The organism is Streptomyces sp. NPDC005784, assembly GCF_042871525.1.
GTDB lineage: Bacteria > Actinomycetota > Actinomycetes > Streptomycetales > Streptomycetaceae > Streptomyces.
The window spans coordinates 26,188-38,745 of record NZ_JBIAIQ010000018.1 but is presented as its reverse complement, the minus strand read 5'-3'; the positions used below and the strand labels follow the sequence as shown (position 1 = coordinate 38,745).

Annotated in this window: 8 protein-coding genes; 7 read left to right on the top strand and 1 reads right to left on the bottom strand. The window is 69.3% G+C overall.

What is annotated here, in order from left to right:
• Positions 1–54 precede the first annotated feature (54 nt).
• Positions 55–2,163 (bottom strand): alpha-galactosidase, encoded by a 2,109-nt coding sequence (locus ACFYR3_RS26025; RefSeq protein ID WP_389284830.1) that lies wholly within the window; start codon positions 2,161–2,163, stop codon positions 55–57.
• A 183-nt stretch (positions 2,164–2,346) separates the two neighbouring features.
• Between ACFYR3_RS26025 and ACFYR3_RS26020 the strand changes: the two genes are divergently transcribed.
• The 7 genes from ACFYR3_RS26020 (at position 2,347) to ACFYR3_RS25990 (ending at position 12,548) form a co-directional block, all read left to right on the top strand.
• A complete protein-coding gene (locus ACFYR3_RS26020; protein WP_355852796.1) occupies positions 2,347–3,525 on the top strand; it encodes an ROK family transcriptional regulator in 1,179 nt (392 codons plus the stop codon).
• A 121-nt stretch (positions 3,526–3,646) separates the two neighbouring features.
• Complete coding sequence (locus ACFYR3_RS26015) at positions 3,647–4,960, top strand: ABC transporter substrate-binding protein (protein ID WP_389284829.1); 1,314 nt, start codon at positions 3,647–3,649, stop codon at positions 4,958–4,960.
• A gap of 26 nt (positions 4,961–4,986) precedes the next feature.
• Complete coding sequence (locus ACFYR3_RS26010; RefSeq protein WP_355852802.1) at positions 4,987–5,925, top strand: sugar ABC transporter permease; 939 nt, start codon at positions 4,987–4,989, stop codon at positions 5,923–5,925.
• 11 nt (positions 5,926–5,936) lie between these two features.
• Positions 5,937–6,842 carry a carbohydrate ABC transporter permease gene (locus ACFYR3_RS26005; RefSeq protein ID WP_389284871.1) on the top strand — a complete coding sequence of 302 codons (906 nt, stop codon included), beginning with the start codon at positions 5,937–5,939 and terminating at the stop codon, positions 6,840–6,842.
• Between the two features lie 40 nt (positions 6,843–6,882).
• The gene (locus ACFYR3_RS26000; protein WP_355852804.1) at positions 6,883–8,700 is read left to right on the top strand and encodes a carbohydrate-binding protein; all 1,818 of its coding nucleotides are present in this window, start codon (positions 6,883–6,885) and stop codon (positions 8,698–8,700) included.
• Between the two features lie 183 nt (positions 8,701–8,883).
• Positions 8,884–11,301: a glycoside hydrolase N-terminal domain-containing protein gene (locus tag ACFYR3_RS25995; protein WP_389284828.1), complete on the top strand. Its 2,418-nt coding sequence runs from the start codon at positions 8,884–8,886 to the stop codon at positions 11,299–11,301.
• The gene (locus tag ACFYR3_RS25990) at positions 11,298–12,548 is read left to right on the top strand and encodes an SGNH/GDSL hydrolase family protein (protein ID WP_355852810.1); all 1,251 of its coding nucleotides are present in this window, start codon (positions 11,298–11,300) and stop codon (positions 12,546–12,548) included. The genes ACFYR3_RS25995 and ACFYR3_RS25990 overlap by 4 nt, the downstream gene beginning before the upstream one ends.
• Positions 12,549–12,558 lie beyond the last annotated feature (10 nt).

Genomic DNA, 12,558 nt, shown 5'->3' with positions numbered 1-12,558 from the left:
GGCGCCCGACGGGCGAGAGCGGCATCGGGCGATCGCCAGCTTGCTGACGAAGTGTCAGTTCTCCCGGACAAGGTGCACCGCCGTGCTGGACCAGTCGCCCGCAGGTAGGTCGAGGTCGAGCCCGTACTCGCCGAGCACCGTGGAGTGGTGCGCGGCGCCGGTGCGGGCGTCGCGGTAGCGGGTCCCCGGGGTCAGACCGCGCGGCCGGACCGGCAGCCTCGGCGCGCCGTGGCGGGAGACGCGCCGGTAGGCGAGCAGCAGGGTCTCCGAGGCGTCCGCGGCGGTGTACTGCACCACGCAGACCGAGTCCTCGGCGGGCGGCGACAGCCGGTCCAGCCTGCCGTGCTGGACGAGATGGCGGACCTTCTTGTACGTGCCGACCAGGTCGGCCGCCTCGCGTCGTTCCTCCTCGGACCAGCGGGTGAGATCGCCTCCGATGCCGAGCGCCCCGGCCATCGCGACATGGAAGCGGAAGCGCAACGGGACCGTGCGGCCGGTGAGCTCGTTGGGTACGTCGGTCACCCAGGCGCCCATCGTGCGGGCGGGGTAGATCTGGCCGTAGCCCTGCTGGATCCCCATCCGGTCGGCGGCGTCGGTGTTGTCCGATGCCCACGCCTGGTCCGTGCGGGCCAGAATGCCCAGGTCGACCCGGCCGCCGCCACCGCTGCACGTCTCGATCCGCAGCGCCGGATGGTCCGCTCGCAGACGGTCGAGGACGCCGTAGAGATTGCGCACGTACGCGGGGCCGAGGCGGTCGGCGCCGTCCTGCCGGTCGGGCCAGCCGGCCTCGCTGAACGCGCGGTTCATGTCCCACTTGAGGAAGTCGATGCCGTGGCCGCCGACCAGCCGGGTCAGCCAGCCGTGGGCCCAGTCGGCGACCTCGCGGCGGGCGAAGTTGAGGACCAGCTGATTGCGCAGCTCGGAGCGGGGCCGGCAGGGGAAGTGCAGTACCCAGTCGGGGTGTTCGCGGTACAGGTCGCTGTCCGGGTTCACCATCTCGGGCTCCACCCAGAGGCCGAAGCGCATCCCGAGCCCGTGCACCGCGCGAACCAGCGGGGCCAGCCCGTCCGGGAAGCGGTCGGACGCCGGTGTCCAGTCGCCGAGGCCCGCCCGGTCGCTGCGGCGCGCCCCGAACCAGCCGTCGTCGACGACGTAGAGCTCCACCCCGAGCGCTGCCGCCCGCTCGGCGAGCGCCTTCTGCCCGACCTCGTCGACGTCGAAGCCGGTCGCCTCCCAGGAGTTGTAGAGCACCGGGGCGAACTCGTCGGCGTGGGGCAGGACATGGGCCATGACGTACGCGTGCCAGGCGCGGCTGGCCGCGCCGAAGCCGCCGTCGGTGCACAGTCCCGCGAACGGGGGAGTGGTGAACTCCTCGCCCGGCGCGAGCGGCACGGTCGTGCCGTCCTGGCCGGGGCCGCCGGTGAATCCGGCCCGCCCGTCGGGGGTGCGCTGCACGGTGAGGCGCCAACTCCCGCTCCACGCGAGGGCGGCGCTCCACACCCGTCCGTGGTCCTCCGTCGCCTCACCCGCGTCGAGCATCAGCCACGGGTTCGCGTGGTGGCTGGTGATCCCGCGACGGCTGGTCAACACGGTCTCGCCGTACGGAAGTCGGTCGCGGCGCAACCGGCTCTCGGCGGACCACTGGCCCGTGACATGGCTGAGCCGGTAGTCCCGCAGCGACGGCAGGGTCCAGGCGGCGGAGTCGGCACGGAGCAGGGTGACGGGCTCGTCGCCGTCGTTGCGGACGACGGTCCAGCGCTCGATGACGTCCGTGTCCTCGTGCACCCGGTAGTGGAGCGCCAGCCGCAACGGGTAGCGGCGGTCGCGGAACGACAGGGTCAGCTCGCCCTCGTCGGCACGGTGGCCGGTCGGCTGCCACTCGAAGGCGCGGGAGCCGTCCGCGAACCGCACCTGCAGTGACGGCGGTCCGTAGCGTGTACCGCCGTCGACGGGCAGCTCCTCCCCGACGGGCGGTCTGCCCTCGAAGCTGCTGGCCTCGGGCGCGGGTGGCACGGAGAGCTCGGCGGCCTCCGTCGGCGTCAGCCGTGGGCCCCACGCGACATGGCAGGGCGCTCCGGTCCCGTCGATCCGCAGTGCGTACGAGGTGCGCGGTGTGGACAGCAGCCAGACCCCGGTGTCCGGGGCGAAGGAGATCGGCGACATGGATCCTCGCGTTCGGGTGGCGCTCACGTACGAGACAAGGGAAAGCCAACCTTGGCCTTGGATCATGTGTCAATGGCTGCTCCCATTCTGGATTTCACAGGTAGCGGGTGCCTCATGGAACATCCCTGAGAGAATCCTGTTTCTTTCATTGACAGCGGAAAATAAGAGCCTTAGGTTCCGGCCATGCGCTCGACCTCTCTCACCGAGGCGTTCCCGGCCCACACGCCGGCCGCTTCCCAGATCTTCACCACCGTGCTGTCCCACGGCCCGCTCACGCGGTCGGAGATAGCGGGGCGGACCCAGCTGTCGGCGGCGGCGGTCACCAAGGCGGTCCGGCCGCTGATCGAGGCCGGCTACCTAGTGGAGGACGTCGCCGAGGACGCACGGCAGCCCGTCCTCGGGCGGCCCGCCAACCCGGTGCGGGTCGACGGCGGGAGGGCCCTGTTCCTGGGCATCAAGGTGACGGGCGACGAGCTCATCGCCGTACTCACCGATCTGTGCTGCCGCATCCGGGTCGCCCGGCGCGTTCCGCTCACCTCCCGCGAACCCAAGGCGGTACTGACCTCCGTCGCGGGGCTCGTACAGGAACTGCTGACGGAGGCGGACGGCTTCGGGGTGCAGGTCCGAGGGCTCGGCATCGCCGTCTCGGGTGACGTGGACCGGGCGGCCGGGGTGGTGCGCTACTCGCCGTTCCTGGAGTGGCGCGACGTTCCTCTGGCCGAACTGGCCGCGACCACGACCGGACTGCCGGTCACCCTCGACAACGACGTCCGGGCGCTGACAGTGGCCGAGCAGTGGTTCGGGGCCGGGGTGGGGCTGTCCGACTTCGCGCTGGTGACCGTCGGCGCGGGCATCGGCTGCGGTCTGGTGGTGCACGGACAGGTGGTGGCGGGAGCGCACGGTGTGGCAGGCGAGATCGGGCACGTGGCGATCGACCCGGCCGGTCCCCGCTGCCACTGCGGCAACCGGGGCTGCGTCGAGGCGATCGCCTCGGACCCCGCGATCGTCGGCCGGATCCGGGAGGTCACCGGCGCGAACGTCGCCGACGCCACCGAGGCCCTGGCCCTCGCCCACGACGGCGACCCCGGCGCCCGGGAGGTGTACGCCCGGGCGGGAGCGGCGATCGGCCGGGGCATCGCGACCGTGGCCAACCTCCTCGGCCCCGAGCGCGTGATCATCTCCGGCGAGGGCCTGGCCGCCTACGACCTGTTCGCCGAGCAGATCCGTGACGCGTTCGCCGCGGCCGCCTTCGGCTCGGCCGCGGACTGCGACGTACAGACCCGGCCGCTGCCCTTCGAGGAGTGGGCGCGCGGGGCGGCGGCCACCGCCATCCAGTCCTTCATCACCTCGGACGCGCGCTGAGGAGCACCACGCCCTGAGGGGCGAGCGCGCGCCGAACAGCGCACACGCACCGACCAGCACGTACTGAAGAACAGCCGCGTACTGAAGATCAGACCTGTACGGACACGCGTGAGGAGCAACTATGACGCAGCAGAGCCGCAATCCCCTGGCTGCGCGTGACCCGGGCCGCCGCAGAGTGGTCGGCGGACTGTTCGGACTCGGCGCCGCCGCACTGGCCGCGCCCGTCCTGACCGCCTGCGGCGGGGGAGCGGGGGCCGACCCGAAGACGGTCACCTTCGGATCCAACGGCGGCGACGCCACGCCCAAGAAGGCCTACGCCTCCGTCACCGGAGCGTTCGCCAAGGACAGCGGTCTGACGGTGAAGACGAACACCGTCGACCACGACACCTTCCAGAAGAGCATCACCAGCTATCTGCAGGGCACCCCCGACGACGTCTTCACCTGGTTCGCCGGCTACCGCATGCAGTACTTCGCCAAGAAGAAGCTCTGCAGCCCCCTCGACGACGTGTGGGACAAGATAGGCGCCGACTTCAGCGACGCCACCAAGCAGCTCTCCCGCGGCGAGGACGGCAAGTACTACTTCGTGCCGCTGTACAACTACCCGTGGGCCGTCTTCTACCGCAAGAGCCTCTTCAAGGAGCGCGGCTACCAAGTCCCGCAGAAGTGGAGCGAGTTCATCGCGCTCACGAAGCAGATGCAGAAGGACGGGCTCTCGCCGATCGCCTCCGGCTACGGCGGCGGCGACGCCTGGAGCATCCTCGGCGCCTTCGACTACCTCAACCTGCGGACCAACGGCTACGACTTCCACATGTCCCTGATGCGCGGCAAGGTCTCCTGGACCGACAAGCGCGCCCTCGCCACTCTTGATCACTGGCGTGAACTCGCCCCCTACTACCAGCAGGGCGCCGCCGGCCGCTCCTGGCAGGACGCCGCCCAGTCGCTGCTCGACAAGAAGTCCGGGATGGCCGTCATCGGCCTCTTCCTCGGACAGCAGATCACCGACGAGAAGATACGCGCCGACATCGACTTCTTCCCCTTCCCCGAGATCGACGCCGCGCACGGTCAGGACGCCGTCGAGGCCCCCACCGACGGCTTCATGCTCAGCCGCCGGCCCAAGAACGAGGCCGGTGCCAAGAAGTTCCTGGAGTTCCTCGGCGGCGCCCACGCCGAGGAGTTGTACATGGGCGTCGACCCGAGCAACCTCGCCGTCAACGAGAAGGCGAGCACCGGCTCGTACAACGCGCTCCAGAAGAAGTCCGCCGACCTCATCGCCTCCGCCAAGCACATCAGCCAGTTCGCGGACCGCGACAGCGACCCCGGCTTCATCTCCACCGTCGTACTTCCCGGCCTGACCGAGTGGCTCAGCCACCCCGACGACGGCTCGGGAACGCTGACGAAGATCGAGTCCCAGCGCTCGCGCTTCTTCACGGCCTGACCAGGACCGGAAAGGTCGCACGCACCGTGTCCTCCGCGCCCACCACGTCCCCCGCCTCGCGACGCGCCCGCCCCCGCCGGCTCGGCACCGGCGACCGGATCTTCCTCACCGTCATCATCGGTATCCCGCTGGCGGCCCTGCTCTTCTTCGTCTGGCTGCCCGCACTGGCCTCCCTGGGGCTGTCCTTCACCACCTGGGACGGCATCGACCTGGCCGACATCCACTGGATCGGCCTGGACAACTACAAGGAGATCTTCACCAACTACCCGCCGTTCTGGCCCGCGGTGCGGCACAACGTGATCTGGCTGCTGTTCACGGCCCTGCTGCCGACCCCGTTCGGCATCTTCCTCGCCTACCAGCTCGACCGGAAGATCCGCTTCACGAGGATCTACCAGACCGCCGTCTTCCTGCCGATGGTGCTCTCTTTGGCCGTCGTCGGCTTCATCTGGGAGATCATCTACAACCCCGACACCGGGCTCCTCAACGGCATCCTGGGCGTCGCCGGATCCAGCCACCACATCGACTGGCTCGGCAACCCCGACCTCAACCTGTGGGCCGTCCTGGTCGCCTCCAGCTGGCGGCACACCGGATACATCATGATCCTCTACCTGGCCGGCCTGAAGGGCTTCGACCCGGCACTCAAGGAGGCCGCCGCGCTCGACGGCGCCAACGGACGCCAGACCTTCCTGCGGGTGGTCTTCCCGGCCCTGAGACCGGTCAATGTCATCATCCTGGTCATCACGGTCATGGAGTCCCTGCGGTCCTTCGACGTCGTCTACGTCCTGGGCGGCGGCGTCGGAAGCAAGCCGGGCATGGAGCTCCTGTCCCTCCTCATCACCGACAACATCATCGGCGAGTCCAGTCACATCGGTTACGGGTCCGCCCTCGCGGTCGTCCTGCTCGTGGTCTCCCTTGCCGCCATCGGCACCTTCCTCGTCCAGAACTTCCGGAGGGAGGGCCAGTGACCACGACCATGATGCGACCGGGAGCCCGCACGAGACCCCGGCGCGATCAGCCCAGGACCGCCAAGGGACCCCGTCGCCAGACCGGCCGTCATCTGATGCTGGCCGGCATCGCCCTGCTCTGGCTCGTCCCGCTGCTGTGGGCCGTGTACACCTCGCTGCGGCCCTACTCGGACACCGCGAAGCACGGCTATCTCTCCTGGCCCCACAGCATCGGCCTCGGCAACTTCAGCGACGCCTGGAACCAGTCCGGGATGCCGCACTTCTTCTGGAACTCCGTCCTCATCACGGTGCCGTCCGTCCTGTGCACCCTGCTGTTCTCGGCCGCGGTCGCCTTCTTCGTCTCCCGCTTCGACTTCCGCTGGAACATCGTCCTGCTGATGCTGTTCACCGCGGGCAACCTGCTCCCGGCACAGGTCCTCGTCACCCCCCTGTACCGCCTCTACCTCCTCGTCCCGCTGCCGCAGTGGATGAGCGACTCCCTCCTCCTCTACAACTCGGCCTGGGGCATCATCGCGATCCACATCGCCTACCAGTCCGGGTTCTGCACCTTCGTCCTCAGCAACTACATGAAGACGATCCCGAAAGAGATCTCCGAGGCGGCGCTCGTGGACGGCGCCCCCGTCTGGCGCCAGTTCTTCCAGATCATCCTGCCGCTGTGCCGCCCCGCGTTCGCGGCCCTCGCGGCCCTCGAATCGATCTGGATCTACAACGACTTCTTCTGGCCGCTCGCGCTGATCGAGTCCGGCGACAAGCGCCCCGTCACCTCCGCCCTGGCCAACCTCCAGGGTGCCTACTTCACCAATCCCAACCTCATCGCGGCCGGTGCCCTGATGACCGCGATCCCCACCCTCCTGGTGTACTTCGCGCTCCAGCGCCAGTTCATCAGCGGACTCACCATCGGCTCCGGCAAGGGCTGAGCCGCCCCAACCCTGCCCCCCCCCACAGGAGGCGCGACCCATGCGGTCATCCTCGTATTCCGTCCTGCCCGCACGCACCCTGAGAGCCGTGGTGGTGCTGGCCCTCACGGCAGGCCTCGCGGCGACCGTCCCGGCGGCACAGGCCAAGACCCCGGTGCCGCGCGAGACCCCCGCCACCACTCCCGTCGCGGCCAAGCCGTACATGGGCTGGTCGAGTTGGAGCATGCAGTCGTCGAAGTACCCGGGCCTCAACCCGGACGGCGACTACAGCTACCTCACCGAGGCGAACGTCCTGAAGCAGACGGACGCCCTCGCCGCCAAGCTGAAGAACTACGGCTACGACCAGGTCAACATCGACGCCGGCTGGTGGATGGACAAGACCTGGAAGACGAGCTTCGACCAGTACGGACGCCAGACGCCCGACCCGGTCCGTTTCCCGCACGGCATGAAGTCGGTCGCCGACCACATCCATTCCAAGGGCCTCAAGGCCGGCATCTACCTGCCCGTCGGCCTGGAGAAGGGGGCATACGGCGAAGGCAGGACGCCGATCTGGAACGCCCCCGGCTGCACCACCGCCGACGTCGTCTACTCGGACCTGCGCACCACCAACGGCTGGGACAACGCCTACAAGCTGAACTACGACAACCCCTGCGCGCAGAAGTACATCGACTCGCAGGCGCACCAGTTCGCCGACTGGGGCTACGACTTCCTCAAGCTGGACGGCGTGGGGCCGGGCTCCTTCAAGTCCGGTGACAACTACGACAACGTCCCCGACGTCGCCGCCTGGCAGAAGGCCATCGCCACCGCCGGGCGCCCGATCCACCTCGAACTCTCCTGGTCGCTCGACATCGGCCACGCCGCCGACTGGAAGAAGTACTCCAACGGCTGGCGCATCGACACCGACGTCGAGTGCTACTGCAACACCCTCGTCACCTGGGAGAACTCGGTCGACGACCGGTGGGACGACGCCCCCGCGTGGAGCCGCAAGGCGGGCCCGGGCGGCTGGAACGACCTGGACAGCCTCGACGTCGGCAACGGAGAGATGGACGGCCTCACCAAGGCCGAGCGACAGAGCTACATGACCCTGTGGGCCATCAACAAGTCGCCGCTGTTCACGGGTGACGACCTCACCAAGCTGGACAGCTACGGCGTCTCCCTGCTGACCGACAAGGAAGTCATCGCCGTCGACCAGAACGACTCGCCCGTCGCGCGTCCGGTCACCACCGTCGGCGACCAGCAGGTCTGGGGCACCAAGAACGCCGACGGCACCTACACCGTCGCCCTGTTCAACCTCGCCGACTCCCCGGCCTCCGTCACCGCTCAGTGGGCCTCCCTCGGATTCACCGGAAACGCCGCCGTGCGCGACCTGTGGAACAAGGCGAACCTCGGGACGTACAAGAACAAGATCACCGAGGCGCTGCCCGCCCACGGCTCGCGGCTGTTCACCGTCAAGCCCGGCGGCAGCACGCTGACGACCACGAGCTACGAGGCCGAGTCCGGCGCCAACACCCTGTCGGGCAACGCCTCGGTCGCCGGCTGCGACGCCTGTTCCGGCGGCAAGAAGGTCGGCAACCTCTACACCGGCGGCAAGCTGCGGTTCAACGACGTCACGGTGAAGAAGGACGGCATCTACACCGTCCAGGTCGCCTATGTCAGCGGCGACGCCCGCTCGGTGACCGTCTCCTCCAACAGCGGCAACGGCACCAGCGAGAAGTTCCCCTCCACGGGCGACTGGAGCACGGCCGAGACGGTCGGCGTCCAACTGGCGCTGAAGGCGGGCTTTAACACGATCACCTTCGACAGCGGCAGCGGATACGCCCCCGACATCGACCAGATCGTCGTTCCGCAGTCGGTCTGAGTCACGTAGTCGGTTCCAGTTCAGCAGTCCGCCCGACCCGCTTCCCGCCCGACCCGCTTCCCGCCCGACCCGCTTCCCGCGGGGCCCGGTGACACCACCCGGGCCCCGCGGGGACCTGCACCAGCCGACGGCCCGCAGCCGTCGTTCCCGCATGAGCCGCTCCCGGATATGGAGTGCACAACCGTGGACGTTCAGCACACCGCATCACACGACAACACCCCCAGCCGCAGAGGCTTCCTCGCACTCGCCGCCGCAGCCGGCGCGGCCACCGCACTGGGCGGTCTGCCCGCCTTCACCGCCTCGGCGGCCCCACTGCGCCCCACCGCATCGCCCATGCTGTCCGCGGCCGACGCCGCGAAGAACCAGCTGTGGTGGCAGGCTCCCGGCTCCGCCAAGTCGATGATCGAGCAGGGGCTGCCGATCGGGAACGGGCGCCTCGCCGCGCTCGCGAGCAACGACCCCTCCAACGAACTCCTGATGATCACCGACGCCACCCTGTGGACCGGAGGTCTCAACGACAGGCTGCAGAGCGACGGCCAGTTCCCGTACGGCCGCGACGACTTCGGCTCCCTGACGATGCTGGCCGAGCTCACCGTCGACCTTCCCGACCACGACCTGGGCAACGTCAACAACTACCGTCGCTCCCTCGACCTGGCCCAGGGCCTGATCAGCACCTCGTACGACATCTCCGGCATCACCTACCGGCGGCAGATCTTCGCGAGCCGACCCGACGACGCCATCGTCCTGTACTTCTCCCAGCAGGGCGGCGGCTCCTACACCGGTACCGTCTCCCTCGCGGGCACCCACGGCGAGTCAACCACCGCCAACAGCGCGGGCCGCTACACGTCGTTCGGCGCCTCCTTGGCCAACGGCCTGAAGTACGGCGCCGCCGTCACCGCGTACAGCGGCACGGGCAGGGTCCGCGTCGACGGCACGTCGATCGCGTTCAGCGGCTGCAAGGAGCTCACCGTCGTCGTCAGCGGCGGTACCAACTACGTGCCCGACGCGGCGACGAAGTTCCGCGACCCGTCCCTGGCCCCGGAGCGCCTCGCCAGGACCAAGGTCCTGAACGCGGCCGGTCACTCGGCGAGCACCCTGCTGCACACCCATGTCGCCGACTTCCGGGCCGTGTTCGGACAGCTGGACATCAACCTCGGTACGTCTTCCGCCGCGCAGCGCGAGCTGGACACCTCGGAGCGGCTGCGGGCACGCCACCGGGACGACATCCCCGACCCGGAACTCGAGGCCGCCTACCTGCAGTTCGGCCGCTACCTCATGATCTCCGGATCGCGGGGCAGCCTGCCGATGGGCCTCCAGGGCCCCTGGCTGGACGGCAACGACCCGGACTGGATGGCCGACTACCACACCGACATCAATCTCCAGATGAACTACTGGATGGCCGACCGGGCGGGCCTGTCCGACTGCTTCGACGCCTTCACCGACTACTGCCTCGTCCAGCTGCCCGACTGGACGGAGGTCACCCAGCGGCTGTTCAACGAGTCCACCAACCGGTACCGCAACTCCAGCGGAAAGATCGCCGGCTGGACCGTGGCGATCTCCACCAACCCCTATGGCGGGGGCGGCTGGTGGTGGCACCCGGCCGGCAACGCCTGGATCTGCCAGAGCCTGTTCGAGCACTACGAGTACACGCAGGACCGCGCCTACCTCAAGAAGATCTACCCCCTCCTCAAGGGCGCCGTGCAGTTCTGGGAGGCCCGCCTCATCACCACGACGGTCACCGACGCGTCGGGGACCGAGCGCGAGGTCCTGATCGCCGACAGCGACTGGTCGCCCGAGCAGGGCCCGCTCGACGCCAAGGGCATCACGTACGCCCAGGAACTGGTGTGGAACCTCTTCGGCAACTACCGCACCGCGACCGAGGTGCTCGCCAAGGACGCCGCCTACCGCAAGACCGTCGACGGCCTGCGGGGACGCCTGTACCTGCCCGTCGTCAGCCCCAAGACCGGCTGGCTCGAGGAATGGATGTCGCCCGACAACCTCGGCGAGACCACCCACCGGCACCTCTCCCCGCTCATCGGCCTGTTCCCCGGCGACCGGATCCGACCCGACGACTCCACGCCGAAGGACATCCTCGACGGCGCGACCGCCCTGCTCACCGCGCGCGGCATGCACAGCTTCGGCTGGGCCAACGCCTGGCGCAGCCTGTGCTGGGCGCGGCTGAAGAACGCGGAGAACGCCTACCAACTGGTCGTCAACAACCTGAAGCCGTCGGTCAACGGCAGCAACGGCAGCGCGATGAACCTCTTCGACATCTACGAGGTGGAGACGGGCCGCGGAATCTTCCAGATCGAGGCGAACTTCGGCACCCCCGCGGCGATCGTCGAGATGCTGGTCTACTCACGGCCCGGACACATCGAGCTGCTGCCCGCCCTGCCCGCCGCCTGGGCGGCATCCGGCTCGATATCCGGCGTGGGTGTCCGCGGCGGCTTCGTCGCCGACATCGGCTGGAAGAACGGCAAGGTGACCCGGGCCACGCTGAAGAGCGTCGGCGGCCGCGAGACGACCGTCGTCGCGGGTGGCGCCTCGCGCGAGGTCAGCCTCAAGCCCGGTGAATCCGTCACCCTGAGGGGCCTCGGATGAGCGGCGCCCGGTTCCGCCGCCGCGCCGTGGGCGTCGTATCGGCGCTGCTCCTCGCGGTCTGCGGCCCCCCGACCGCCTCGGCGGCGGCGCAGCCGCAGGCTTCGTCGGGCACGCCGGTGACGCCCGCCGACGCGTCACGGGCGAAGCACTCCGTGGTCACCTGGGGCGCCAGCGCCGACCGGCAGGGCGCGGGACCCGCCGACCGCAGCTACCGGCTGATCGTGCGTACCAGCGTCGGCGGCACGAACATGCGGATCCGGCTGTCCAACGCCTTCGGCGAGCACCCGGTGACCTTCGCGAGCGCGTACGCCGGGCGGCGGAAGCAGGGTGCGGAACTGGTCCATGGCTCCAACCGGCAGCTGTCGTTCGGAGGGGCCGAGTCCGTCACCGTCCCGGCAGGCGAGACCGTGCTCAGCGATCCGCTGCCCGGAAAGCTGGCCGACCGGAGCGACCTGGTCATCAGCCTGTACGTGACCGGCGCCCAGGGACCGACGACCGGCCACGGCATGGCCATGCAGACCAACTACGCGGCCGCGGGCGACCACGCGGCCGAAGAAGGCGCGGCCGACTGGACCGATCCGATGGGCTCCTGGTACTGGCTTGACGCCGTCGACGTGGAGACGTCCGCGGCGGTCGGCTCGGTGGTGACCCTCGGCGACTCCATCACCGACGGATGGGCCTCGACCACGGACGAGAACCGCCGCTGGCCCGACTATCTGTCGCGGCGGCTCCAGGCCGCGTCCGGGCTCACCGTGAAGGGAGTGGCGAACGAGGGGATCTCGGGCAACAAGGTCCTCGCGGACGGCGCCGGGCAGGCCGCCCTGAACAGACTCCGGCGTGACGTCCTCTCCCAGCCCGGGGTCCGCACGGTCTTCCTCTTCGAAGGCATCAACGACATCAAGGCCCATTCCGGTGTCACGGTGGACGACATGATCGCCGGCTATCGGCAGATCATCGACCGGGCCCACGCGGCGGGCAAATGCGTCGTCGGCGCGACCGTCATGCCGTTCAAGGGCTGGTCCGAGTACGACGCCGCCTCCGAGGCCGTGCGCCAGGGCGTCAACGACTGGATCAGGAACAGCGGCGCGCTCGACGCCGTGACGGATTTCGACAGGATCACGCGCAATCCGTACGACCCGCAGCTGATCCTGCCGTTCTTCGACGGCGGCGATCACCTGCACCCCAACGACAAGGGGATGCAGGCGATGGCTGACGCGGTGGACCTCGAGAGCCTGGCGTCCTGCTGACGTCAGGCTC

Coding starts and splice junctions, on each gene's coding strand:
- ACFYR3_RS26025 (WP_389284830.1), bottom strand. CDS start 2,163: ATGTCGCCGATCTCCTTCGCCCCGGACACCGGGGTCTGGCTGCTGTCC.
- ACFYR3_RS26020 (WP_355852796.1), top strand. CDS start 2,347: ATGCGCTCGACCTCTCTCACCGAGGCGTTCCCGGCCCACACGCCGGCC.
- ACFYR3_RS26015 (WP_389284829.1), top strand. CDS start 3,647: ATGACGCAGCAGAGCCGCAATCCCCTGGCTGCGCGTGACCCGGGCCGC.
- ACFYR3_RS26005 (WP_389284871.1), top strand. CDS start 5,937: ATGCGACCGGGAGCCCGCACGAGACCCCGGCGCGATCAGCCCAGGACC.
- ACFYR3_RS26000 (WP_355852804.1), top strand. CDS start 6,883: ATGCGGTCATCCTCGTATTCCGTCCTGCCCGCACGCACCCTGAGAGCC.
- ACFYR3_RS25990 (WP_355852810.1), top strand. CDS start 11,298: ATGAGCGGCGCCCGGTTCCGCCGCCGCGCCGTGGGCGTCGTATCGGCG.